This window comes from Nostoc sp. (genome assembly GCF_036917555.1).
In the GTDB taxonomy this organism is placed as follows: Bacteria; Cyanobacteriota; Cyanobacteriia; order Cyanobacteriales; family Nostocaceae; genus Nostoc.
Genome location: NZ_JBALDD010000038.1, coordinates 19,401 through 43,574, shown reverse-complemented (window position 1 = coordinate 43,574; position 24,174 = coordinate 19,401). Strand labels below are relative to the sequence as shown.

Here is a 24,174-nt window from a genome sequence, read left to right as displayed (position 1 = left end):
ATTTAAGATTACCGAATCTACTCCTTCCCATGCAGAGTTTAGGGCGGATTTAAAGGAAAAGATGCAGGCTTAGAGTTCCCGACCCCAAGGTAACTATTTGTTAAAGCAGAATAACGACTTTACAAGTTAATAAAGGCTGCTATTAGCTCACTGTGCTGTTATCTAACGGGAAAACTAGTCACGGCGATTAATTATTGGAACCAATGGTTCTATATCTAGCAATGTATATCGCTTCATCAAGAACCGTGACCATCCATATAATCTTTATTAGTTGATAAGTCACTTGCTGCTTCCACACAACCAATGTATTCTTGAGCCAGAGTCAAAGCTGAAACCCCTGAATTTTTATCTTGAGAAGATAACTCTTGGTTTTGTATTTTCGCAAGTAAAAATTCTACAAAATCTAGCACTTGTTCTTGCTTATCAGGAGGTAATATTCTTACCTTGTCTATAATAATTTCTTCAATGCTCATTTTCTCTAGCGTCTCGCATAAACTAAATATATTTTAAACTTTAAAGTATTCTTTGGCTGTATGCCTTTCGCCGCAACTTCAATCGTTAGGCACTCAAGAGGATAAATTTAGGAAGCATACATCGCAGTGTTTACATTAATTTATCAGGTGCGATCGCGTCACCTCACTCAGGTTTAAAAGTAGTTTATAATAGGGTCATACCGAAAATTTTTCTCAATTTAGAAGTTAATTATGCTGATAAAATTTGAAGAAGTATATAGAGATATTGATACTTTACCAGAAGAAGCTCAAATCTTACTACTTGATTTTATTCAGTTACTCAAAAAGCGTTATCCTCAAGCAGAATCAGAAAATCATAGTCAAGAAAAAACTCTAAAGATTGAGCATTTTTTAGCCCAAGTCAATAACTACTCTTTCCTACTTCCTTCAGATTATAAATTTAATCGAGAAGAAATATATGAGCAATAATATTTTTCTCGATACCAATCTCTGGATTTATCTCTACGCCAAAAACCCACCTGAAAAATACCAGCAAGTTGCAGAAATTATTAAAAGTAATTCATCATTGCTTTTAATTAGCACTCAAGTTTTGGGTGAATTATTTCATGTTTTAACTAGAAAAAATTTTACATCAAAAATAGAGGTGGTCGCAATTATATCAGATATCGTCAACACGTTTCCTGTTCAAGCTATTAGTACAACACAAGTTATACAAGCATTGCAAATTAATGCACAATATAACTACTCTTATTGGGACAGTCTAATTATAGCTACAGCTTTACTAGGTAAATGTTCTATAATTTACTCAGAAGATATGCAACACAATCAGTTAATAGATAACAAAGTAAGAATCCTCAATCCATTTGTTTGAATCCACAGCACTGCTCACATTAATTTATCACGCGCGATCGCGCAATCTCTCTTCTAGCGATGTGATGTACTTGTACGCTGTTGAGTGAAGCAATTGCCACAGTCTCGCCATCCAACGTGACAAATTCAACCTCATATCTTTTGCCACCCTGATGTACTAAAACAACTGTACCTATCTCACCCTCTTCTAAACTATATTCTGGGATATCACTAGTCAGAATAACCCTATCAAGTTCTTGAATCATTCTTCTCTCCGTTTCAGTGGGTATGAAGTAACTTAATTTACCGCCTTTTTGAACGTTATACAGCGTATTTCGGGTGAATGAAGTACACGGGTAGGGGCACAACATGTTGTGCCCCTACGATTATCTGTACCTCACCAAGTTGCAATCTGCTGTATTTATTCTAGGCGCTATATACAAGATTAATTTATTATGAAATTTCAAGTAATTTTTACCTTTGATTCAGAATATGATGGCTATGTTGCTGAGGTTCCTGAACTTCCAGGCTGTGTGAGTCAAGGCAAAACACTAGATGAGGCAATTGAGAATATTAAAGATGCCATTATAGGATATCTCCACGTCCAAGCTAAACATGGCAAACCTTATATTGCTAAAGAATTGCAAGTTTTTATCGGGGAAGTTGTAGTATAAATGGGACGTTTATCAAATATCTCCGGGAAGTAAGCTGTCAAGATTTTTGAAAATTTTGGTTATGTATTAGATCACCAAACCGGAAGCCACATGATACTTTGGTGTGAATCAAAACCAACTTTATCAATTCCCAATTATCGAGAATTAGCACCTGGGTTACTTAGAAGTTTGATTCGACAGGCAGGAATTACAGTTGATGAATTCCTTGAAAACAAATGAACTAAGATACAAACATTATTAGATTATTCAGAATAACCCTATGAAGTTATTGAATTATCGCTGTCAATCTTACAGCCTCAATCAACTATAATATACTTAAGATTTTACACAAGGATGGAACCATGACTAACACTCAAAAGATGGTTCACTTAAATTTAGATTTGTCACCTGAACTTAATCAGATATTGGACGAACTAGCAGAGAAAATAGGCACAAGTAAAAGTGATGTTCTGCGTCAGGCTATAACGTTGATGCAAATTATGGTTATAGCTAAAGAAGAAACTAAAAAGTTAGGAGTTCCAGAAGCAAATCAATTGATAGCGAATGAAATCATTTTCTCATCTGAGCAGCAGCCAAAACCGCATCCACCACAAGCTTTTTTAGAAACCTTTGGAACCTGGGAAGACACACGCACCGCAGAAGAAATTGTTGACGAAATATATTCAAGTCGTACTGTAAGCGATCGCAATTATAGCTTGTGAACTATTTACTCGACACTGATACGTGTATTTATTGGCTTAATGGTCGCCAGTCAGTCAGAGATAAATTATTAGCAGCCGGATGGATGGGATGAAGTATGCATTTGTGTCATCACTGCTGCTGAATTGTATTATGGTGCATACAATTCTAATCGAGTTTCAGAAAACTTAGGTAATGCAGAAGACTTTATTCAAAACTTACCCGTTTTACCTTTAACCGATCCTGCTCTGAGAAAGTATGGTGAATTAAAGGCAGAACTCCGTAGAATAGGATAAACTATTGCTGAATTTGATTTACTAATTGCTAGTGTTGCAGTGGCAGAAAATTATACTTTAGTAACAAACAATACTCGTCACTACAGCCGCATTTCTAATTTGCAGTTGAAAAACTGGATTTCACCTTAAAAATATTAAGTATTCTTACACTTTTGACTTAACTGCTTGCTGTGATGCTTGTAAAGTCTGAGGCAAACTCCAGTCGGGACGCAAGCTAGCGGCGTTGCGTAAATAAATATGATGAATTGAGGCGGAGGCTGGCAGATAGGTGTGGATTAAGAAGCGAATGCAGCGCTGTAAGCTGCCTTCGACGTGCATTTGCTGCACATCCAACATAGCCACATTATCCCAACCAGGACGCGCTCTTGCGATCGCAGCTGGAAAAACTGCATCCAAATCGCGTGTCACTGAGAAAGTCACACTAATGATGTCCCTTAGCTGGAATTGATTCCGGTTTTCTAGTTCATCAAGTAGTTCTGTAACCACTTCTCGGATTGTCTCAACAGTATTTTCTGAAGCGGTTGTTGCTCCGCGAATAGCCCGCATTTGCCAGTCCACGCCAAATCCTCCTTAAAACACAAAAGTAAGGAGTTAGGAGTTAAGAATGAGAAGTTTAGATTTTTAATTCAGAACTCCTCACTCATAACCAAAGGCGGAGCGTCTCCGGCTCCGCTCCTAACTCATATTAGGGTCGATATAACCACAGAGGTAAACCACTAGTAGACATTTCAAATTCGAGCCAATCAATACCAGCTCCAATTCCTGATGAAAACTGACGACTCCCTGGTATAAAGCGACTCAATAAGGGTTTACGTTCTTCTAGGGTATAGCAGAGAGTTTTTTCTGGATCGAGACCAACCAGTTCTGCTGTCCAGCGACGGGCATCTTCTTCTGTGCCCAGGCGGTCTACAACACCTAAAGCTAAGGCTTGCTGTCCAGTAAAAATCCGACCATCGGCGAAACTTTTTACAGCTTCTACCGTTAAAGAACGTCCATCAGCTACCGTTTGGACAAACTGCTGATAACTTGTGTCAATCAACTCTTGCAGTATGTGTTCTTCCGGTTCGGTCAGTTGCCGATCAAAAGCCAAAATGTCTTTGTAAGGGCCAGACTTAATTACTTGGAAGGAAACACCGATTTTTTCTAGCAAGCGTTCCAAGTTATTCCCACGTAGAATCACACCAATACTACCTGTAATCGTACCTGGGTTGGCAACGATGTGTTCGGCTCCCACGCCGATGTAGACTCCTCCAGAAGCCGAAATATTGCCAAAGCTAGCGACGATTTTGATTTTCTCGCGCAAACGCTTCAGGGCACTGTATATTTCTTGAGAATCTCCGACTGTACCGCCAGGGCTATCGATACGTAGCAATAATGCCGGAAACTTTTTCTCTTCTACAGTTTTCAGGGCTTCTAGGACGCGTTTGCGAGTAGCACCGGCGATCGCACCAGTAATTTCAATCCGCGCAATTTGTTTTCTAAACTTGGGCTTAAACGGCCAAACCATGAGCTGTCAACATACCTCGTAATAAATTCAATATAAGATCCCCAACGGTCAGACGACCTGTTTTCCTCTGTTAAGAAACATGAGTAGGCATTGTGTTCGTCAGAATTTTAAGGAAATTTTTATATTTTTCAGTGAGTTTTATTTGATATTCTCAATTAATGCTAATCAAATCCTCAAAGATCGCAGATAACACAAAATGCCAAACTCTAGTTTAGCGTTAACGTGATGATTTAGAAAGGCTATTTTAGCTATTTTGCTAAATTCAAAATTCTTAATGCCTTGTTATTCTGGCTTTTTGAATGTTTGACGACTGGTTTACTATGGTCGCAGACGTTTACTAGTTGTCAGTAATTAATAACTAATAACTAATCAATATATAAATATTTAATCAATCACTTCGACACTTAATTTAATTAATAAAAATCCATTCAGCAACACTAATCTCTATTTAAGTTAAGACCAGTAGTACTTTCACTCTTGGAAATATTACTTTTTCCTGTCTTCTACAGCCCATAATCGCCTGACGAAGCTATTTTCACTATTTAAGAATCTATTCGTAAAATTTGATACCGATAATAAACATACATATCAAACAGTGCCCCAACGAAACTACAGGTCAAGCTAATTACAAATAATCCGCGTAGGGGAGTTCCACTGCCGAAGGTGGCGAGAAAATGCATAATCTGAGTTGCGATCGCCTCAGTTAACTCTTGTAAGCCAGGGAAGTGACCAATGAGGGATAGAAAGAGGAATCCGCCGCCAACGAAAAAGATGGGAACGATAAAACTAAAAATGATTGTGAGTACTAGGGAGCGGAGAAAGTTAGTAAAAATAGTCATTTAAGACAAACTCCGTGAGTAGAGATGACAAAAGCTGAGTAGCGGTTTGTCATTTTCTACAATACGAGCGATCGCTCCAGAGCAGCCAATCTGTCAAAAATCTTAAGTTTTCATTAAAATAAACGGCTAGCAGTTACAGCCCATGCTGGGGATATAAAAAGCGACTTAAATCTACAAAAACCCTGTAGAATAGAGGTTATAGCTAAGGGTACTTTTTATTTATTGCTTTGCAGCACGTTTAATAACAGCTTCATTTTCTGAGAACATCTTTAATCTAAGTTAATATTCAGTCTTCTTGGGGGAGTGGGGAGATGAGGGAGAAATCAATTCAAAATTCAAAACTTGTACTGAGCGGCGTCGAAGTATTCAAAATTCAAAATTAAAGAACTTCTGCCTCCTGCCTCCCGCCTCCTCTTTCCCAATGCCCAATGCCCCATTCCCCATTCCCATGACTTCCGCTATTCTTAAGGCAGTTACCGAGTTAGCTACAGAACATTGAACCAGACTACATCCAAATCCAGTTTAGGGGAATGGAGTCAGCGGCTGCTGGCAGCGATTTTTCTGGGTGGGCAAGTACTAGTTCACCTATTGAGAGGCAAAATCCATCGGCGCAACACCTTAGAACAAATGGCAGCAGTTGGGCCAGATTCCTTATTTATTGCCCTATTGACGGCTATTTTCGTTGGCGCAGTGTTTACCATTCAGGTGGCGCGAGAATTTATCAACTTTGGCGCCGGAAACATTATCGGCGGAGTCCTTTCTGTAGCGTTGACACGAGAACTCACTCCTGTGTTGACAGCAGTGATTTTGGCCGGACGAGTCGGTTCTGCCTTTGCAGCAGAAATCGGTACCATGCGAGTCTCAGAACAAATCGATGCCATGTTGATGTTGAGAACCGATCCAATCGATTACCTGGTTATCCCCCGCGTCCTTGCTTGCTGTTTAATGCTACCAATTTTAACCCTTCTTTCTTTGGTGACAGGGATGTTCGGAGGATTCATCATTGCGACAAATATCTACAACCTGTCTGATACGGTATTTCTAGACTCAGCTCGTAACTTTCTTGGTCTCTGGGATATTTTTAGCGCCATGATTAAAGCCTGTTGTTTTGGCATTTTAATCGCTGTAATTGGTTGCAGTTGGGGGTTGACGACAACAGGAGGTGCTAAAGGTGTAGGACAGTCAACTACAACTGCTGTTGTGACTGCCTTGCTGATTATATTTGTTAGCAACTTCTTTCTTTCTTGGTTAATGTTTCAGGGGACTGGCAGTGCATTCATAAGTCCATAGAAGTGAGGAGTTATGAGTTATGAGTTATGAGTTATGAGTTAAAACTCCTCGCTCTTAACTCTTAACTTCTAACTCCTGACTCCTGACTCCTAAAATAGGAGAGATGCCTACTAAATAAAGCAGGATTTAAGACTGTGACCAGTTCATTTGTTTCTAACTCCACATCAACTGTGGAACTCAAGCCTAGTTACAATATACCCATAGTGTTGGTGATTGCCGCGATTCCAATACTGTTGGTACAGCCGTGGGTAGGCTCAGTTTTCACGCTGTTTGGTTTGTTTCTCATGTTTCAGGCGTTAACGCTGCGTTTGCAATTTACCGCTACCGACTTAGATATTTACAGAGGCGAAAAATTGATTCGACGCTTTCCCTACCAAGAATGGCAAAACTGGCGGATATTTTGGAATAGAGTCCCCATTTTGTTTTACTTTAAAGAAATTAAAAGTATTCACTTTTTGCCGATTTTATTTGACCCCAACACCTTGAAAACTTGCTTAGAACAACGTTGTCCGCGTATTTAGTGCTGAGTACCATCTGTGCTGAGTCATTTTGATATAGACTCAGAACTCAGCACTCATGCTCAGGACTTTTATGGCAGGTCAATTGTAATATTTCTGAAAGCTATTTATTCGCGTCATAGGAATTACACTATTGTTTATGAACCCAGAGGCATCTCAAACCCCAGAACCAATTGATGAGCGGTTGACAGAAAAACCAGAAGAGAACAATGCAGTTGAATATCCAGTAAATCCATCAGTTGAGTCAGTGGTAGACACAAAAGCCATTAGCTCATCAGAGGACTACACAAATTTTGAGCCACTCATTTCTAATGCAGAAGTGGTAGATTCTACAGTAGAGCTAACAGAAAATTCAAATGGCGAGTTTGTAGCGCAGTTAGAAGCAGAAAATGTCGCTCTGGGGTCTGAAATAGGATCGGGAAATCATTCATTATATGTAGAAGCAGAGCAGCGGATAGCAGAGTTGCAGAGTGCTGAAGTAGCTCTCAAGTCAGAAATAGCCAAGCTGCAAGTTTCTTACGAAAAGCTTCAGGCACAGGTGAGTGAAACTCAAACCTCACTGGGGCGACTCGTGCAGGAGTCGCTAGTGCAGTTAGAACAACGCAAACAAACTCTGCAAATTTCTGTAGAACAACTAGAACGCCGTCAAGAACGTATCCGCAACGAGATGCGAACCACTTTTGCTGGTGCATCCCAAGACTTGGCAATTCGGGTGCAGGGTTTTAAAGACTATCTCACGGGTAGCTTACAGGATTTGGCCTCTGCCGCTGAACAGTTGCAACTAACGCCAAGTGTAGTAGAACGAGAAAAACCATCTGTAAAAGAGGCTAAACCAGCTGAACCCCAACCTGGAATTCCCCAATTTGCCCAACAGCAGTTTCAAGATACTACAAAGCAAATTCGCCGCCTAATTGACCAATACCGCAATAAACCAGATTACTATGGCCCACCGTGGCAACTACGCCGTACCTTTGAACCAATCCATGCTGAACGAATCTCCAACTGGTTTTTTACCCAAGGAGGAAGAGGTGGTTTGCGGACAATGGGTAGCCGCTTACAGAATATTCTGATTGCCTCAGCTGCAATTTCGATATTACACAAACTCTATGGCGATCGCGTCCGTACTTTAGTCTTAGCTAATACGCCGGAGCGATTAGGTGAATGGCGGCGCGGCTTGCAAGATTGTCTAGGAATCGGTCGCCCAGATTTCGGACCAGACCGGGGTGTGGTATTATTTGAGGCATCTGACGCTCTGGCTCAAAAAGCAGACCGATTGACGAAAGCCAATCAACTGCCTTTAATTATTATTGACGATTCAGAAGAACAAATCAGTTTGTCACTGCTGCAATTTCCCCTGTGGTTAGCCTTTGCTCCTGACCCCAAAATAGTGAGAAACTATGATGATGACTTTTAAATGAGTCATTGGTCATTGGTCAGTGGTCAAGAGGTATTACTCTTGACTTTTTTAAACTTTGAATACTTCGGCTACGCTCAGTACAAGTTTTGAATTGTATTATGGCTATTTGGTTAACTCTGTGCGGGGCAATTGTAGTTATAGCTTACCTGCTGGGTTCTTTTCCCACTGGCTACATTGCTGTGAAGCAGTTAAAAGGTATTGATATTCGGGCAGTTGGTTCAGGTTCTACTGGCGCAACTAATGTACTAAGAACCTTGGGCAAAGGGCCAGGAGCATTAGTTTTAGTACTTGATTCTTTAAAGGGAGTATTAGCGATCGCTCTAGTTTATTGGTTGTTCAATTTTAACCCAATTCAAAATTATATCCCTCCAACAGTAGATGCACAACTGTGGCAACCGTGGCTAGTAACAATATCTGGGTTAGCTGCCATCCTGGGACATAGTAAATCAATTTTTTTGGGCTTTACTGGTGGTAAATCTGTTGCTATCAGCTTGGGGATTTTGTTGGCAATGAGTTGGCAGGTAGGTTTAGCAACAGCGGGTGTGTTTGCCGTCCTTGTGGCGATATCGCGGATTGTCTCTTTAAGTTCAATTGCAGGTGCGATCGCAGTTTCCATTTTCATGGTATTTTTACATCAACCTTTACCCTATATTCTGTTTGGGATTGCTGGTGGGTTGTATGTGATTTTGTGCCATCGCGCTAATATTGAACGACTGTTTGCGGGAACGGAGCCAAAAATTGGGCAACCTGTAGCGACAGAACCCGAACAAACTGCATGATCGGTTAGCGAGAGTCAAACTCAATACTCTTCTCTCGAAGGGGAGAGCTTCTTCCAGAATTACTGTATTGGAGTTTTAGGCTTACGAACGGACGTTGCCTTTAATTAAACGGTGGAAAAGGCGGCAAGGCCACAAAAAAGCTCCACAAATAGTGACTGAGGCGATGGCGGCCATAACTCTCCAACTTGAACTGGGCCCAGTGTCAGACTCTGAAGGATCAACTTGTGTGTTTTTAGCTAATTCTGGCATTGAATGAGATAGCTGACTGGCTGTACTCACCCCTTCAATCGCTGCTCCAATTAGATAAGCTACTAGGGCAATTACTAGCCAGTTATTCATAATATTCCACTGTTTCAACTCTAAGCGTATGCTTGGCAGCGAGCAATAATTTGATTTTTCGGACTAATGATTGCCGCCTTGCCCTAAAAATAATCGACCTTCAGCCGTATCACGAATTAGGGGCAGTTTAGATTTTATATAAGTATTGAGAGTGCTATCTGCCTGGGAATCAAGCCCTTGCTTTGCTTTTAACTGCTGGAGAAGCAATTGTACTAAAGCAGCATCGTCAAACTGGAGCAGGGTATTGACCTGAGTAGACTCGATTACAGCCCAAAGCTGTTGCATCATTTTTGCTGTTACCATGAGTCTGTAACCTCTTAAGCTTTTCTTTATATTTACACGAATTTGGAAATTGTGGTTAGTTTTTATCTGAAGATTTATAAAGATGTAGGCTAAAAATGCCTGAGTCAGTTAAATCAGTTAAGTTATAGCGTTTTTCAATTGATTGAACTACTACACAACTGCCCACACGTTATCTTAACGGTGCTATGTAAAGAAATAAAACTGCCTAAAGACTTAAATTCTTCCTAACCGTTTTTTATAAGCAGGGAATTATAGCAAAGCTTTTGATCGACCACAATGCAGATATACATAGGCATCAAAGCTTTTTGTCAAGGGGAAACTTCTGTGGCTATCGGGTAATTTTGTTAGAACTTTATTGTAAAACTCTTGCACAAGCTCCTTCCTGACCAGAAGGATCGGGAAAAATTGCTAAGGTGTGATATTCAGGGTTATCTGTTTTATATATAACTCGAAAAGTATATAACTTGTTTTTACCTTGCGCTTCGGTAACAACTGTTAAAAGTGTATTGCTAGTGGGAGGAAGTCCAGGAATGTCCAGTTTTTGAATTCGTCTGAGTTGAATTACATTTGCTGCGGAGTTTTTACAATCTCCTGAACTACTATTAGCTTCTTGACCAAACTGCATACATACTGGTCCATCAAAATCCATACTAACCTGTGATGGGTCATTTAACCAAACTTTTTTAATTATTTCTCCAGCCGGAATAAAACTTAAGTTTGTTCCTTGTTGATACCAAACATCGACTGTAGGTACTACTCCCCCTAAACCTTGTGCTTGGCAGGAAAAGATGGAACGCAGAACGGCGTTATTAGCGACAGCGCGACCTACTAACAAGAACATAGCAACCGAGAAAATTAAGGAAGCTATAGGTAGGAAATAAGAACGTTTTGGAGTATTTCCTGACAAATTAATATTCTTTTTCATGGTTGCAAATATCTAAAATTGGTATAAATCTTACCCCTTAAAACTGAGTTGGTTGATTCACATATATTTCAATATTTGTGCCTGCTGGTAAAAACCAAACACCACCTTGTTGAGACATTTGGGCGATCGCCTGTTGATTACGAGTAGCAATTTGGGGTGCTAGAGAGTTGACACCACCTTCTGCAACCCCAGCTAAAAGGTTCCGTCTGTTCTCAGTGATAGTAGTATAACCAATGGGGTATTTGGTGGTACCGCTGGTGCCGCTGGTCTCGCTGGGGTCGGTCTCGATAGGATTGCCGCTAGGGTCGAGGTTGCTGGTACCGCCATATAAAGGCACAACTTTGGTATCAGGGCGATTTACTAACTCTGCCGCTTTACTAATACCTCCCAAAACGAATGACCCTACATCCATTGATGCTATAGATGAACTTTGACCGGGATATTTATTTGCGATTAAAGGTTTACCTTGAGTACCGCGAAGAATAATTGCATTGTTGGGTAAGCTTCGTTCTGTACGATTGCCATTATTTTGCGAGATAACTTTGACTACGTTCATCTGCAAAAGACCTTGTTCAGAAAGCGAACCAATTTCAGCTTGGAATTCGGTGTTTGCAGGTAGAGCGACCGTACCATCGGTAGCTTTTAGTGCTTCTTTCAATCGGATCACAAATACGGTTTTCGCTTCATCTGTATCACCACCACCTGACTTATTACTAGTTTCTCCAGATATTGGTGTCGCCAACACAGCTTTAGCACTACTCCCAACTGCTACAGATTTCTGTCCCTGCGGTTGGGCTTGACTGACCGCAGAATTTTCCGGTTGTGGGGTTTGTGAGGTTTGCTCAGGATCGGGGTTTGGTGTCTCTTGCTGCTGCGGCTGTGTAGTCTTTGCAGGTTCCAAAGTAGCTATATTACTAGTAGGTTGATTGCTAGGATTGACTTGACCATAACTACCTAACTTTGCTAACCTTGCCCACTCTTCAAATGGGCTTGGTGGAGGTGGTGGAGTTACATTAACGACCGGTTGAGTGGGGTTCACAACTGGTGGCTGGGGTGATAGCGAAGGTTGAGAAGCAGGTACTCTAATGATGCGCTCAACTGTCACTGTCCGAGGTACGTAAGCTGTTGGTGGGGGTGTTGGGATCACTTTCTGTCTAACTGACGGTTGTTGTAAGGCTACTGTCGGCGTTGATTTGGCAATTCTCAGCTGTTGTTGGGCAGCTTTCACCATCTGTGCTTGTTCTGTCAGAGCTAATTTCGTTTTGAGAGTATCTATTTGGCCTTCCATCTGTTGAGATATGGATTCATCAGTGGGCTGCTCTTGTACTGGTGGAGAAACAATAGTTTTTGGCTTTTGATTGCTGCCACTCATCAACTGAGACAAAAACACACCACCCACCAAAACGATCGCTAAGGTAGCAGCCCCTACCAAGCCCAACTTGGCAAAGGGATTAGATGAGAGTGCTTGCTTAGTCTGAACTTCTTGTGGAAGAGATAGCGACTCTGGCGGCGTTGCAGAGTCTTCCGATCCTTGAGTATCACTAGAAGAAGATTCTTCTTCAAAGCCGACCAACCTTGACATCCGCGATTCCCAATCTACAGATTCTACTTCTGGTTGGCGATCATCGGTAGTTAGAGTAAATCCATTTTGGGGAGGCGTTTGGGCAGGAATTGAGTATCGGGTCATGGTAGAGCCTTGTTTGGATTTCCAGAACAATTATTATCTTTAATTTCACATATATTATAAATTTCTAATCTGGCTTCTCCAAGGCGGTAAGCTGCAAACTGCGACGGTAGTGCTGCATTTGGTAGTGAAGTTGCAGGTTCATCTATTGCTCTAACTAAAATTTGTTTATTAAAAGAAACTGATTTCCCTAATTTATCATAACTGTTAAAAATTAATTGATTGGCAAGTATTTCTACTTTCCACCTTCCATTACTTATTTCTTTCGGTTGAGAAACTTTTTGAATTACTAAGACATTCTCCGCTCCTCTATTAACATTTTCAAATTGGCTATCTGGATTTAAATTAGTAATTTCTGACTTAAGTTTTTCTTTAAAATCATCAGCTACCAGTTGGGAGGTAATTTCCCACACTTGTGTTGGTGGCTGTTGTTGTGACCAGGTAAGCATTAAACTTATAGTTTCACCCACAAAGCGCCGAATAGCCTCTGGTTGTCGCTCTAAATTGGGTTGGGGGTCTACCGTTATAGCATGACCATCAACAAGTTGCACTAAACTTTGAGGTGTGAGTTGTCGGCCTAACTGTTGTAACATAGACCAGTGAAATATTAGTAACAGCAAGGTAAATAGATGTAAACCAAACGTTCCTACTGCCAACAACGGTAAGGGACTATTTTTCTTATTTTCTGGTTTGAGTAATTGCATTAATAATCGATCGTATAAAAAAATTGAACTATCTTCATGTAAAAAATTGATTATCTGATAAAACTATCAGATGTTTGTCCAGTTCCGCATTGTTTTAATTGATTTTTGTTCGGGTTGTAGTCATCTAGCAAACATAAGTTACGAATTTCATAAATTTCTAGTCTATCAGCGCGGACACTATAAACTGCTTTTTGCAAGTCGGTACTATTGCCAGCTTGGGGATTAGCGAAATAATCTGCTGCACGTACAAGGAAATCTTTATTAAAAGGAGTTATAAGTTTTGCACCACCAACTCGATTTTTTTGAACTAAGTCAGCTACCATACCCACTTGCCACTTCCCTGGTGCAATTTGTTTTGGCGGATAAACTCTCTTAATTACTAGTTGTGATGTCATCATTTGGTTGGGATTTTCCGAAAAAACTTCTGGTGGTGTCATTTCTGCAACTGTGCTTAAAAAACCTTTGCGAAAGTCTTCTGATAAGGCAAAACTAGCTACCCAAGTGCCGGTAGTAATTTTTTGGCTACCACCTTGAGGTGTGTTAATCAGTATTCCTAAATCGGATTTGGGGTTTGCGACTTCTTCAATAGTTTGTGGTGGTAAGGTTCCAGACCAACTAAACATTGATATCATCGTTTTGCTGATGAATTGGCGAATTGCTTCTGGTTCTCTTGCTAAATCATCAATATTATTTACTGGTTTACCGTCGATTAATTGCACAAAGTTGGGAGGTTTTCTCAGACTGAGTTGGCGAATATTTAGCCCTTGTAATAAGAATAAAAATAAAACTAATATATGTAAACTAAAGGTTGCGATCGCAAAAAATGTCAAAACACTTCCCGTACTTTGTCTTTTTTCTAGTAAACGCACCATTTCCTCACCTCCTTTTGCAAAAACTTCAGCTATTATATATGATGTTTTGCATATACTTACTAGTTACAACACTTACATTTATTCATTTTTAATTTTCTATATCCTCTCCTTTACTAAAGAAGCCGTACTGCTGATAGCACTGAAGACCGCAAAACCGCCAGCAGCGGCCACAAGTAAAGATAAAATTGGTGCTAAAATTCCCAGAAAAATTATGAACCACATTAAATCTGGATCAACATTAGCATTTTGACCTGGGCCATTGACAATCACTGCGGCAGTCAGCACAGCAATAATATTGAATGAAATTTTGGCGATTCCAATAGATAGAAATCCAGTCAACCATGCAAAAATTGGTTTACCAGCTACAGGTAGTAAAGATCCACCTACAGCAATTGGTCCTAAAACTGCTATTAACAACATAGTAGCTTCTATCAAATTCTGAAATGCATATTGTAAGGAAACTAAAAAGTTTTTGATACTTGTTTGGACTGTAGAACCTAACAGAGAATTAAAAGAAGTTTCTGATACAATGCCAGTCCCATATCTGATATTATCTACCTTTGTTTGTAGTCTATTTATCCAGCTTTTATTTCCATAAATCTCTCTATATTTCTGCCAAAGAACGTTAACTTTCTCAGCAGCTTTCACAAAACATTGACTTTGTTGTCCGCCAGTAAGAGATTGACAAGGACGTAGTAAAGAACCAGCTACTTCTTCAGCAACACTCATATTCAGTGCTTGCTGGTATATTTTATCTGCATCTGCTGAAACCACTACTTGCTGATTTACAGTGTTTAAAAAATTTCGCACTCCCAACGTCAGATTAGATAGTATACTTCCATTGCCTGAATTACTTAAGAGTACTACTACAATAAAAGGCCAAATTAAAGCTGATATAGGACGGGTGTATTCATAGGATATTAAGTCTTTGAGGAATTGTATCATAAAAAATAACAGGGTTCCTACAGCAAAAAAAATACCCAGATTTGTCAGCGCTCCATACAAGTTATTACTGGTGTTATTTTGTAATAAATCCAGCCATTGTTTGTCCCAACCTTCGGCAATGCTTTGGGAAGTTGCAGCACCATTGTCGAGAATCTGATCGATGCCTACTTGGGCAAAAACTAGTTTAATAGCAAGTTGCATTTTGAGTTTATGGGCTGTTTTTTTAGATTTCCTGTTGGTTGGTTTATCAGAAGTTAAGGATTTTAAAAGTTGTCTAAAAATTGAGAGTTATTTTCTTAAAATCCTACTTATTAACTTTTCTACCAAACAAATCTAGTTGAGAAGTCGCTCGTAAAAGTCGCGCTGCTTCTGTGGATGTTTCTACTCTTCGAGCACGATTTGTTTCTTCTGCCTGCTGAGAAATGTTTGCTAAATTTAAGTTGGTATATTGCAAAGCCTGATTTGTTTGTAATGTCTGACCAAATGTTTCAGCTACAATTTTTATTTGTTCCTGTTGAATTTTCATTATTTGCACTTGACTAACACCTAGCAATTCTGCCAATCCAGAAATAGCATTTACTGTTGGTTCAGCGGTTTTAGCTGCATCTTTAGTTGCATTAGTAATACCGGACCTAATTTTTTCGAGGAATGTATTATTGTTAGTATCTAGTTCCTGGGCAAATCCCTCAATATCTTCCAGACTTTTCTCAGTATTTTCTAACTTCGTTTTTGTCCTAATTTGTCCATTTTTACCAAGAACACCTACCGCTACTCCACGGGTAATGATACGATTAAGTTCGCTGCTAGCTAAATTTCCGCGCACTACTGAATTATTCTCAAAACGACTTGATTTCGCATCTGAATTATAAGAGTAGTTAATTACATCATCACGAATTTTTTGTCCCGCAGTGACGGGGTTAGGTATCTTCAAATCTCCCTTGGCATTCTCAATAGCAATTCGACTCTGACCTTCTTCTAAAGGGTTTAAGGTATCCTTCACATTATTATGTTGAAAGTAATCTTGCATATCTTTGGAATATGATTGAAAATCAGTCCAAACCTGACCTAATCCGCCCGTCTGAACTTGTGCTACTGCTGGTAATATTGCTAGGGATGATAGCAAGGTAAAAGTGAAAATGGTAGTTTTTCGCATACATCTGTGCCTGAGAAAGATAAACTACATTATATAGTAAGGTAAAAATTTAGCTTTTAAACCGTGCTAATTTTAGATTTTGAATAATAGAATTAGTTTTCGGTTCAACTCCCGTTGCAATGAACTGTAAATCTAAAATCCCTAAGCTGCAAACCAAGAGTGGGTGCAGTAAATCTAAAAGACGCTTGTAACTCGCTAATGCTACGCTATCGGAAATCTAAAATCCAAAATGGTTTGACTCACTGTTAACTGCCTAAAGAACTCGATTAACTACTACGCAGAGTCGCCACTAATTGACGTGCAAACGCAGAAATTGCTTCATATTTATCACTATGAAGTTGCATCATTTGGCTACGTGCAGTTTGTTCATAAGGGTTATTAGCAACTGCTGCCAATTGTTCGTAACCTGGATAGTAACGACAGAATGTATAAATACCGTTATCATCTAATAACCATTGGCTATAAACACCTTCTTTGCGGGGAAAAAAGCTTTCTGAGGCATTACGAGAAATAACTTGGCGGGGATATTTCAAGATGTCTGCAAAACTATCTACTGCAACTGGCTGAATGCGTCCAATCAATCGTGTTGTCAGGTTTTGCAATATTTTCGATGCAGCTTTGGATTTGGCAATGGTGTCAGGATCTTGTCCTGATAAGATAACTCTGATACCGGCTTTAGCGCCGTTAGCACAAATTCTACCAACTAAGTCAGAAATTTGCTCAAACTCAAATAAAATTGGTGCTTCGTCGATAAAGAATATGGAAGCTGGACTACTTAATGCGCGTCGGAGTGCGGCTGAATAAGCACTCAAGGATAGTACGGCAGCATCTTCACTATCTGATAGGTTTCTGAGAGCAAAAACTAAAAGTTGTGCATCGGTAGGAAAGCTGGATGGTGCAGAAATGGCTTGTCCGACGCGGCTAGAAAGCCAAAAGCGTAAGCGCAACTGAATTTGACTGAGAGCGTCTTCGACTCTGCCAGTTAAAGAACTTAGCTGCAAGTGTTCTGGTGAGCAGAAAAACAGAAAATCTTTTAAAGTGGGGGTTTTCTGCCAAGCAAGAGTGCCAAATCCTCCTTCCATCGCCTGTCGATATCGCTCTTTGATCCCTTCATCTCTAAAGAAGGCTTCTAAGGCTAAGTTGAGCAGCGATCGCACGGTTTGCGATAAAATTTGACTTTCAGTGGACGATCCTAAAACCATTGTCATTAACGCTGATTCGAGGAAGGCGGTATAATCGTTAAAGCGATCGCGCTGTTGTTCTGCTTCTAGCGATCGTAAGTCTGGCTGTTCAAATAAGTTATTCGATTGTTTGGAAATATCAAAATAAGCTCCATTCCCCTCCATAAACTCTGTGTAGTCAGTGAAAGTAGATGTCCCATCAGGTTTGGGGAAATCTAACGCCACAACCGGAATTCCATGCGCTAAAGCCTGAGTTAAAATCCCTGATACCAACACCGATTTACCAGCACGAGTTGTCGCAAACAAAGCTAAATTTTTGTGTTGATTAAATAAATCCAAATGTATGGGTGTTCCGCCTTCTTCAGCAATCAACTCAAAGCCTTGTTTGTCACCTTTTTTACTTAAAACTAGCGGCATTAATCCCGGAACTTCACTTGTTAAATATAGCTGGCGCCGATTGAAGGGTGTTGCTAATAAACCCTCCCAAACTATCGGTAGAGTTTGCAGCCAAATTTTCCAAGCATATTCAGTTTCCCTAATTACCTTGGCTGGGCGTTGAAAACAATTTTCAATATATCTTGTCGCCTCATCTAATTTTTCTACAGTTGGACGATGTACTAAAATAGCGACACTCGTATAAATCGGGACTGCACCTTCAAATAACTGTTCTTGTGCTGCTACCGACTTCTTCAACTTTAATTGAGCGTTGACATCAATAGTTTTACTTTTTTCTTGAGCCATGATTGTCGTCATGTTTGACTGCTTCAGCACTCGTTGCAAAGTAGTTTTTACCACTGCTGGATTTGCAGCAGTCAACTCACAAAAAATTTCTGTATCTACTACTGTTTCTCTGGCCAACAGTTCCCATAAATAGCGCAGTTGAGCCGATTTACTAGTCCAACCACCGGGTTTTTCCAAAAATGACAGTGTGCCAATATAACGATTATTAACATTAACCCAGCGACGATCGGCACAAGGTACACTAGATTCCATCAGCAAAGTTGTGCCGTGGATATTGTCTAGCAGTAATTTAGTACTAGCTAAATCGGAATTAACTTGTTCGTGTAATCCTTCTTCATCTAAAGTCATTAACTGGGGAATATCTATTGGCTGCGTATCATTAAACCTTTTCCAGATTTCTCCCCATAGTTCATCAGCACTTAAAGGTTTGACATCCAATCCCATTTTGTTAGATAAGATTTGTTCCCAACGGAGAAAACCCTGGTTGTAAGCATTTGTAATCAGGGTTTCGATACGTTGATTTTCTACTTCTAAAAGATCGCCTTTAAATTTCAACCACCAGGATTCTGCTTTGACTAAAAGCTTTTCTATCCAATCATCTGCGTGTTGCGAGTTAGATTCAATGGTGTAAGTTACATAAATCCGCAAAAATTTAGGTTTACGAATCCCAGAAATAGTCAGTTCTTTAATTCTGGCTCTCTCCGCCATCAACAAATATTTTATGTCTCGCGATGATGCATTTCTGATTAATGTTGCTAACTCTTTTTGGCGCTCTTTGTCTGAACTAAAAGAACCCAAGTGTAGCGTCATCCTTTCACCACTAGGAATGTCTTTTAATCCAGCTTCAATGTTATTAAAAAGTGTATCAATTTGTTCCGGTCTTAAGGTAGTATGAATTCCCTTACAATCAAAACCAAAAACAAAGCAGAACCGATCTTTTTGAGTACCTTTTGTCAACAGGTAAGCGCCAATATCACGTCCATTCATTGCAACACGCAGCATTGTCGCCAAGTGCAAGGCATCTTCAAATGGTGTTAATCTACTTTCATTTCCGGCGATGCCGACGCTTTGTTTTCCGATTTTTTGCTTCATTGTTAACTTCCAGTAAGCTTTGATAACGAGCAAAGCCTCTTGTCCAAGCGGGAACGCCAATAAATTTACTTAAAAAACTCCAACTCCTACCACCAGTTAAAATCCACCAAGTCCCTATTCCCCAACCAGTCATTAGTATTGTCCACAACCACTTTTGAAACTCTTCTTGGAAAATCCCACCAAAAATTCCATTGATAATAAAGTAGGAGGCTAAGGCAATTCCTGTCCAAGGAAGAATTTGATCGGCAGGAATTGGCCCTAACGAAGGTTGGCTTCCCAGAACTTGATTGACTGGACGAAATTCTTGTTCCCGCTCTTGAGACATTTGAAATATCTGAATTATTTATTAGGGCTAGCGCCAATTACAAAGCCTGTAAGTACATCAGCAACGGTAACAGCAACAACCACTAATAGGGGAGTTCTGGCGATGCTTTGCCAATCTTCATCTTTACGCACTGCGTTAATCACACCAACTAAGGAAATTGCAATATAGAGTAAGTAAATTGCCCGCAACACATTAAATATCAAACTTATTGCTGTGTTGCTATCACCACCATTGGTTGCTGAACCACGGAAGCTGTTTTTGAAAAAGTCTTCAGCTTTCCCAAAAAATTGAGCTTGTGCAGGGGCTGCAAACCAGTCTAACCAATATAAACTCAGAACGATCGCTGCTGCTAAAATTTGTAATAATATTAGCGATCGCCTTGGTAAATTCACTTGCTGACCAATTTGCTGGATGATGACTGCAATTAAACTACCAACAAGTAAACAAAAGAGCAAGATAGGACTTTTGAGGCTGATAACGCTAACCAATACAGCACAAGCAATCAAAAAAGGTACAGATTCAAGCAGAATAGTCAGACAGGATTTAAATGCCCGTCTTAACTTGTGAGATTCTTTCGCCGCACTAACAGTTAAAGCTTTGAAAAAGTTTCTCTCGTGAGAACTTTGTCTAAACATTTGCTAATTTTCCTATGGTGTATTATAATTAATCCTTGTATCGAATTTTACAACTGCTACAATTCAACATATTTTAACATCATTGATTATTAATCAAATTATAAACCTGTAGTAAAGTTTTATATTCTACATTAGTATTCTAAAGTTAAGTTAACATGATATTAAGATTTATTTAAAACTAAATTTCTCTGATTTGAAAAGCTGGATTGCAAATATCGAGATTGAACTGGTAGAGTCCTCTCGAGTTTGAGAATTTTCTCAATCTTCTCATACAGATAGCCAGGGTAAACCAACTTCAAAACCTTGACTTTCTCTACCTCACAGGTATCTGAGCGAACTGCTATAAACATTTCAGACTTGTATGTACACCGTAGGCTTGCTCTTAGGGCAGACCAAGGGTCGTTTTGGCTCTTTAGGGTTCTTCAGAGCGAACATGATATGAAACAGTATTGAGTCACCGAAATTCAAATACCTGTCTTGAAAAGTTTAGATAGATTGTAGAAAAATGGTAAACGTTCAAATGTACGTTTTACCATTTTCTACACGCCGATTAGATTTGGAACTAGATTACAAACTTAAACACAGTTCCTAGATTAGAACTACCGCCAAAAGAGGCAGTACCATAAATTGCACCATTCGAGAGCTGAATCAGCGTGGACTCTGGCGTTGCCCCATTAGTACCATTAAAACTAATTAAGCCGGTGATGGTTGCTCCAGTCAGCTGATAGATGACTCCTTTGTTATTTGCCCCACCAGCAGAAGCTGTGCCATAGAAGTTACCATTGCTTGCTTTGATGAGTGCAGCTGTTGGGTTGGCCCCATTAGTGCCATTAAAACTGGCAACTAAAACGGGTGTACCGCCACCGACCGGAACCTTGAATACAGCTCCTTTATTGTTGGCTCCACCCAGTTTAGAAGTGCCATAGAGGAATCCGCTAGATTCAATTAATCCAGACTGTGGATTTGCGCCATTGGCGCCATTAAAGCTATATGAAGTCAGTATTCCTGCGGGAGTTAACTTGAACACAACTCCTTTAGCACTTGCTCCACCGACAGAAGTACTGCCGTAGTAATTTCCATCGGTAGCCAGTTGCAATCTTGCTAATGGAGTTGCTCCATCTGTACCGCTGAAGCTTCTGATAGTGGTGAGTCCCCCGGTAGTGGGCGAAACCTTGAATATAGTTCCTTTATTATTGACCCCACCTGTAGAGCTTGTCCCCCACAAATTGCCATCAGTACCTGTAATCAGTCGGCCTGCTGGGTTAGCCCCATTAGTGCCTGTGAAATTTGCAAGAGTAGTCAGGTTTGTAAAAGCTGTTTTTGCCAACTTAAACACACTGCCGAGGTTACTTGTACCACCTGTAAAGGTTGCCCCATATAAATTGCCATCGGCTGCTTGGAATAACCTAGCGACTGGATTAGTCCCTTTGTTGATTCCAGAGGTTCCGGTGAAGTTTATCAATGTGGTCAGAGTAGTGAAAGCAGTAGGAGTTAACTTGAATGCAGTTCCTTTGCCAGAAGTGCCACCAGCAGAAGTAGTTCCATAAAGATTGTTGTCAGTACCGTTACCTTTAAGTACACCAGCTCTTGGTGTAGCTCCGTTGGTGCCGTTGAAATTTACAACAGTAGTCAATGTTGCAGCAAAGGCTTGTTGGAAAGGTAGTACTAATGAAGAAGCCAAAACAGTCAAAGAAGTAAAAATCAATACCTTGTTTTTGGTCTGGTGTTGTTTGTACAGATTAATCTTGTTCATTGAATACCTCAAAAAAGTTTAATGGAGACGGAATCGTAGCTAGTTATAACGGATTTTGTGATGGCTGCTACTCATGACTAATACCAATTTGAAAAATGATTCCTACACATGTAGGCTTGAAAACCACGGATGTAGAAGGGTTTTTCGGCTTTTCTGTGTTTAAGCAAGCTACGCCCAACGTCTCCTTTGACTCAAAGGGAGAAGCCAGTGGCGTTTGAAGGACGAAATCCAAGATCCCAACATCTTGTACGTGTTGGTTTTACTCTTTACCTACAAGATATTGCTACGCATTAACCTAATATGTTGAGCGCATTTTTATCTAGGACTGGTATAATTTGTTAGCTTAAACACTAGTACAAAAATGCCTGGTTGGTATAGCCCTATTTGAAAAGGACTCAGACAGCCTCTTTTTACCTACATCACAAAAACCGTACTAGCAGTGAGTCAATAACGTGAATGGCACAATTAATGATTTCGTTAGGTAGCATAAACCACTATTTATTTATTTTGATGTCGTGAAAAACACAAAAAACGGTAAAAAATCCACAATTTTGACATAAATAGTCACTAACTCTAGATTCAAAATAGGTATTAATAGTGTGCAGTTTGTCAAGTAATTAGTAAGGTCTATTAAATACAGATTAAAATCTCTAAAAAATCTTAATAAAAAAAACTACATATTCAGTGAAAATTTCAGATTTTTCTCTGAATAAATGAATAAAAATGCCATAAAAACGATTCTTCAAACACCTCTAAATTCCCAAAATATATTTAAGCTTACCATAATTACGTTAATATCGTTTTTGGTCTTAACCACCCTTGCCTCTTTGAGATTTATAAAGCAGATTTCAACTTCTCTACGAACGCGAACAGCGTGTCGAAGACAGAGGCTACGTCAACGTAAGGTACAGAAATTCGCCACCCTCCCCAAACTCGATCTTTGCTCACTTGTTCGCTTTTAGCGTTCCTGCTATGAAAGCAAGTGGTGTGAGGATTGGGAAGGGATGTAACTTATGTAGTTGCAAAATCCTGTAAATATCTTGGTATGAATATGAAAATTATGCCCCAAGATTATAAATATAATCCTGGAGTTTTATTAGGCGATAATTTATGTTAATAACTCATGAATATACTCTTAAGAATGAGGAAATATAGGGCATTTGCAACAGTACATAGCTAAGTGTTTTAGCAGTTGATCTAATTCAACTAGAGATAGTAAATTGAGTAGCATTGAAGTTTATAAGTAGATGAGTATAAAGAAATATTCAGATAGTTTGTGACTGCGATCGCTTTTAGGCATTCACTGATGCTGTCAGGTGAAGCGATCGCAGGCTTTAGCGTCAACTATGTTATGATGTTATTTGTTGAGAAATATTTTCGGTCATGTGACTGACTATATAGACCCCTCTCCGAATCTAAATCTCTACACCCTTTGATTCTGAAGGTGTTTGATGTCATAAGTATTCCAAAAATTGAAATTTTAGTTAGCCGAAATGTATTGTAATACCTCGCCTGACACTGATACACCTAACTGTCAAAGAAAATGTGCCAAGAAGAACGGACAAGTTTAGTGTGTCACACACGCAGACAACATACGGATACTACTGGAACTTATGCCCACTGATATAATTACTCGTCCTGAGTCCCTCACAGAAGATTGCTTTTTTACTTACGCCCTTGGGACTGATTTGCATGATCCTAATTCAACAGCCAAATATTTACGCCGAATCAGAAAAGAAGATAAACCATATATCGACTTAGCTGTTTCTCCCAGACCTGGGTATCGGTTTGAGGTTTGTCTTATCCCTGTTGAAGGGTTCGCTCAAGAAAGAATATTGACCAAAGACGGGTTCGCCAAAGCTTTAGCGATTATTTGTGCTGTATCTAATAAAGCTCGGAAACGATTCCCTTCAGGAAATGGACAAGAAATAGTCCGGTGTCAATTTAGTAACTTAGCTGATGCAGTCGCTGTAGCAAATAGACTGTCTGCATTACCCTCTGATATGTATGAAACTATCGTCAAGCTACCAAATGCTTTGTAATATATATTGCATCTGCTGAAATATTTATTATTAAAACTGACATCAGGACATTTTAATGGTAAGTAGCTAAATGGACTTGAGACAAAACTTCAATGGGTCATATTTTGTCTGTTGAGAAAAGACTTGTCATACAAGACTTTTAACCTTAATGTACAATTTT

General features: G+C 39.7%; 29 protein-coding genes. 11 read left to right on the top strand and 18 right to left on the bottom strand.

The features are described 5' to 3' along the window. Nucleotides 1-236: 236 nt before the first annotated feature. Nucleotides 237-473 carry a DUF2281 domain-containing protein gene (locus tag V7K60_RS16420; RefSeq protein WP_334926916.1) on the bottom strand — a complete coding sequence of 79 codons (237 nt, stop codon included), beginning with the start codon at nt 471-473 and terminating at the stop codon, nt 237-239. 231 nt (nt 474-704) lie between these two features. On the opposite strand from V7K60_RS16420, the gene V7K60_RS16415 reads away from it, so the two are divergent. Both V7K60_RS16415 and V7K60_RS16410 read left to right on the top strand, forming a co-directional pair. Next, nucleotides 705-941, top strand: a complete 237-nt coding sequence (locus V7K60_RS16415) for a hypothetical protein (protein ID WP_334926915.1) — start codon at nt 705-707, stop codon at nt 939-941. Then, nucleotides 931-1,344: a PIN domain-containing protein gene (locus tag V7K60_RS16410; protein ID WP_334926914.1), complete on the top strand. Its 414-nt coding sequence runs from the start codon at nt 931-933 to the stop codon at nt 1,342-1,344. The genes V7K60_RS16415 and V7K60_RS16410 overlap by 11 nt, the downstream gene beginning before the upstream one ends. Before the next feature lie 19 nt (nt 1,345-1,363). Here the strand turns inward: V7K60_RS16410 and V7K60_RS16405 are convergent, their stop codons facing one another. Further along, nucleotides 1,364-1,588, bottom strand: coding sequence for a DUF4926 domain-containing protein (locus V7K60_RS16405; protein WP_334926913.1), 225 nt, complete (start codon nt 1,586-1,588; stop codon nt 1,364-1,366). Nucleotides 1,589-1,777: 189 nt separating this feature from the next. Here V7K60_RS16405 and V7K60_RS16400 point away from each other — a divergent pair, with 189 nt between their 5' ends. The 3 genes from V7K60_RS16400 to V7K60_RS16390 all read left to right on the top strand — a co-directional run bounded on the left by V7K60_RS16400 (nt 1,778) and on the right by V7K60_RS16390 (nt 2,697). Beyond that, nucleotides 1,778-1,996 (top strand): type II toxin-antitoxin system HicB family antitoxin, encoded by a 219-nt coding sequence (locus tag V7K60_RS16400; protein WP_334926912.1) that lies wholly within the window; start codon nt 1,778-1,780, stop codon nt 1,994-1,996. Between the two features lie 42 nt (nt 1,997-2,038). Further along, a complete protein-coding gene (locus V7K60_RS16395) occupies nt 2,039-2,215 on the top strand; it encodes a type II toxin-antitoxin system HicA family toxin (RefSeq protein ID WP_334926922.1) in 177 nt (58 codons plus the stop codon). 122 nt (nt 2,216-2,337) lie between these two features. Beyond that, nucleotides 2,338-2,697, top strand: a complete 360-nt coding sequence (locus tag V7K60_RS16390; RefSeq protein WP_334926911.1) for a ribbon-helix-helix protein, CopG family — start codon at nt 2,338-2,340, stop codon at nt 2,695-2,697. A gap of 417 nt (nt 2,698-3,114) precedes the next feature. Here the strand turns inward: V7K60_RS16390 and aroH are convergent, their stop codons facing one another. The 3 genes from aroH to V7K60_RS16375 form a co-directional block, all read right to left on the bottom strand. Further along, nucleotides 3,115-3,528 (bottom strand): chorismate mutase, encoded by a 414-nt coding sequence (gene aroH, locus V7K60_RS16385; protein WP_334926910.1) that lies wholly within the window; start codon nt 3,526-3,528, stop codon nt 3,115-3,117. A 127-nt stretch (nt 3,529-3,655) separates the two neighbouring features. Continuing rightward, nucleotides 3,656-4,477 (bottom strand): signal peptide peptidase SppA, encoded by an 822-nt coding sequence (sppA, locus tag V7K60_RS16380; protein ID WP_334926909.1) that lies wholly within the window; start codon nt 4,475-4,477, stop codon nt 3,656-3,658. Between the two features lie 542 nt (nt 4,478-5,019). Next, entirely contained in the window at nt 5,020-5,316 is a 297-nt protein-coding gene (locus V7K60_RS16375) for a hypothetical protein (protein WP_334815002.1), read from the bottom strand. 495 nt (nt 5,317-5,811) lie between these two features. On the opposite strand from V7K60_RS16375, the gene V7K60_RS16370 reads away from it, so the two are divergent. The 4 genes from V7K60_RS16370 to plsY all read left to right on the top strand — a co-directional run bounded on the left by V7K60_RS16370 (nt 5,812) and on the right by plsY (nt 9,320). Further along, the gene (locus tag V7K60_RS16370; RefSeq protein ID WP_334926908.1) at nt 5,812-6,606 is read left to right on the top strand and encodes an MlaE family lipid ABC transporter permease subunit; all 795 of its coding nucleotides are present in this window, start codon (nt 5,812-5,814) and stop codon (nt 6,604-6,606) included. A 134-nt stretch (nt 6,607-6,740) separates the two neighbouring features. Then, nucleotides 6,741-7,127, top strand: coding sequence for a DUF3119 family protein (locus V7K60_RS16365; protein WP_334926907.1), 387 nt, complete (start codon nt 6,741-6,743; stop codon nt 7,125-7,127). Between the two features lie 136 nt (nt 7,128-7,263). After that, nucleotides 7,264-8,538 carry a DUF3086 domain-containing protein gene (locus tag V7K60_RS16360; protein WP_334926906.1) on the top strand — a complete coding sequence of 425 codons (1,275 nt, stop codon included), beginning with the start codon at nt 7,264-7,266 and terminating at the stop codon, nt 8,536-8,538. 101 nt (nt 8,539-8,639) lie between these two features. After that, nucleotides 8,640-9,320, top strand: coding sequence for a glycerol-3-phosphate 1-O-acyltransferase PlsY (gene plsY / locus V7K60_RS16355; RefSeq protein ID WP_334926905.1), 681 nt, complete (start codon nt 8,640-8,642; stop codon nt 9,318-9,320). Between the two features lie 81 nt (nt 9,321-9,401). Here the strand turns inward: plsY and V7K60_RS16350 are convergent, their stop codons facing one another. The 12 genes from V7K60_RS16350 to V7K60_RS16295 all read right to left on the bottom strand — a co-directional run bounded on the left by V7K60_RS16350 (nt 9,402) and on the right by V7K60_RS16295 (nt 21,972). Next, entirely contained in the window at nt 9,402-9,659 is a 258-nt protein-coding gene (locus tag V7K60_RS16350; RefSeq protein WP_334926904.1) for a hypothetical protein, read from the bottom strand. Between the two features lie 63 nt (nt 9,660-9,722). After that, entirely contained in the window at nt 9,723-9,962 is a 240-nt protein-coding gene (locus tag V7K60_RS16345) for a hypothetical protein (RefSeq protein ID WP_334926903.1), read from the bottom strand. Nucleotides 9,963-10,314: 352 nt separating this feature from the next. Then, nucleotides 10,315-10,887 carry a hypothetical protein gene (locus V7K60_RS16340; protein ID WP_334926902.1) on the bottom strand — a complete coding sequence of 191 codons (573 nt, stop codon included), beginning with the start codon at nt 10,885-10,887 and terminating at the stop codon, nt 10,315-10,317. A 37-nt stretch (nt 10,888-10,924) separates the two neighbouring features. Further along, nucleotides 10,925-12,574 carry a hypothetical protein gene (locus V7K60_RS16335; protein WP_334926901.1) on the bottom strand — a complete coding sequence of 550 codons (1,650 nt, stop codon included), beginning with the start codon at nt 12,572-12,574 and terminating at the stop codon, nt 10,925-10,927. Then, nucleotides 12,571-13,275 carry a hypothetical protein gene (locus V7K60_RS16330; RefSeq protein ID WP_334926900.1) on the bottom strand — a complete coding sequence of 235 codons (705 nt, stop codon included), beginning with the start codon at nt 13,273-13,275 and terminating at the stop codon, nt 12,571-12,573. The genes V7K60_RS16335 and V7K60_RS16330 overlap by 4 nt, the downstream gene beginning before the upstream one ends. Nucleotides 13,276-13,325: 50 nt before the next feature. Continuing rightward, a complete protein-coding gene (locus V7K60_RS16325) occupies nt 13,326-14,147 on the bottom strand; it encodes a hypothetical protein (RefSeq protein ID WP_334926899.1) in 822 nt (273 codons plus the stop codon). 96 nt (nt 14,148-14,243) lie between these two features. Beyond that, complete coding sequence (locus V7K60_RS16320) at nt 14,244-15,293, bottom strand: hypothetical protein (RefSeq protein ID WP_334926898.1); 1,050 nt, start codon at nt 15,291-15,293, stop codon at nt 14,244-14,246. Nucleotides 15,294-15,396: 103 nt separating this feature from the next. Continuing rightward, nucleotides 15,397-16,245: a hypothetical protein gene (locus V7K60_RS16315; protein ID WP_334926897.1), complete on the bottom strand. Its 849-nt coding sequence runs from the start codon at nt 16,243-16,245 to the stop codon at nt 15,397-15,399. A 266-nt stretch (nt 16,246-16,511) separates the two neighbouring features. Beyond that, nucleotides 16,512-19,259 (bottom strand): hypothetical protein, encoded by a 2,748-nt coding sequence (locus V7K60_RS16310; RefSeq protein ID WP_334926896.1) that lies wholly within the window; start codon nt 19,257-19,259, stop codon nt 16,512-16,514. Further along, the gene (locus tag V7K60_RS16305) at nt 19,213-19,584 is read right to left on the bottom strand and encodes a hypothetical protein (RefSeq protein WP_334926895.1); all 372 of its coding nucleotides are present in this window, start codon (nt 19,582-19,584) and stop codon (nt 19,213-19,215) included. The genes V7K60_RS16310 and V7K60_RS16305 overlap by 47 nt, the downstream gene beginning before the upstream one ends. A 14-nt stretch (nt 19,585-19,598) precedes the next feature. After that, nucleotides 19,599-20,219 carry a hypothetical protein gene (locus V7K60_RS16300; RefSeq protein ID WP_334926894.1) on the bottom strand — a complete coding sequence of 207 codons (621 nt, stop codon included), beginning with the start codon at nt 20,217-20,219 and terminating at the stop codon, nt 19,599-19,601. A 562-nt stretch (nt 20,220-20,781) separates the two neighbouring features. Continuing rightward, nucleotides 20,782-21,972, bottom strand: coding sequence for a choice-of-anchor tandem repeat GloVer-containing protein (locus V7K60_RS16295; protein WP_334926893.1), 1,191 nt, complete (start codon nt 21,970-21,972; stop codon nt 20,782-20,784). Between the two features lie 95 nt (nt 21,973-22,067). Here V7K60_RS16295 and V7K60_RS16290 point away from each other — a divergent pair, with 95 nt between their 5' ends. After that, complete coding sequence (locus V7K60_RS16290; protein ID WP_334926892.1) at nt 22,068-22,190, top strand: hypothetical protein; 123 nt, start codon at nt 22,068-22,070, stop codon at nt 22,188-22,190. Nucleotides 22,191-23,178: 988 nt separating this feature from the next. Here the strand turns inward: V7K60_RS16290 and V7K60_RS16285 are convergent. Continuing rightward, nucleotides 23,179-23,316: a hypothetical protein gene (locus tag V7K60_RS16285; protein ID WP_334926891.1), complete on the bottom strand. Its 138-nt coding sequence runs from the start codon at nt 23,314-23,316 to the stop codon at nt 23,179-23,181. Nucleotides 23,317-23,585: 269 nt separating this feature from the next. On the opposite strand from V7K60_RS16285, the gene V7K60_RS16280 reads away from it, so the two are divergent. Further along, complete coding sequence (locus V7K60_RS16280; protein WP_334926890.1) at nt 23,586-24,014, top strand: hypothetical protein; 429 nt, start codon at nt 23,586-23,588, stop codon at nt 24,012-24,014. Nucleotides 24,015-24,174 lie beyond the last annotated feature (160 nt).